This is a genomic window from Bradyrhizobium campsiandrae (assembly GCF_014529705.1).
Classification (GTDB): Bacteria; Pseudomonadota; Alphaproteobacteria; order Rhizobiales; family Xanthobacteraceae; genus Bradyrhizobium; species Bradyrhizobium campsiandrae.
The window spans coordinates 1-255 of the sequence record NZ_JAANIH010000317.1 but is presented as its reverse complement, the minus strand read 5'-3'; the positions used below and the strand labels follow the sequence as shown (position 1 = coordinate 255).

Genomic DNA, 255 nt, shown 5'->3' with positions numbered 1-255 from the left:
AGGCGCTCGGCGCCGCCGGCTCCTCGGCCCATGACATGGGCGACGACAATGCCGCGCATCACATCGGCTCGGGCGAGCAGACCACCTCGCTCCTGGTGTTCCGCGCCGGCTCGTCCCAGCCCAAGGCAGTCCCGCTCGGCCTCGTCACGCGCCTGGAAGAGCTGCCCGCCGACAAGATCGAGTTCTCGAACGGCCGCTACATGGTGCAGTACCGCGAGCAGCTGATGCCGCTGGTGGCCATGGAGGGCGTCACCA

1 protein-coding gene is annotated in these 255 nt (G+C 69.4%); it reads left to right on the top strand.

Annotation, left to right across the window (positions count from 1 at the left end):
• Positions 1 to 255, top strand: a 255-nt coding sequence (locus tag G8O24_RS47475) for a hypothetical protein (protein WP_188108482.1), incomplete at both ends; no start/stop codon positions are given.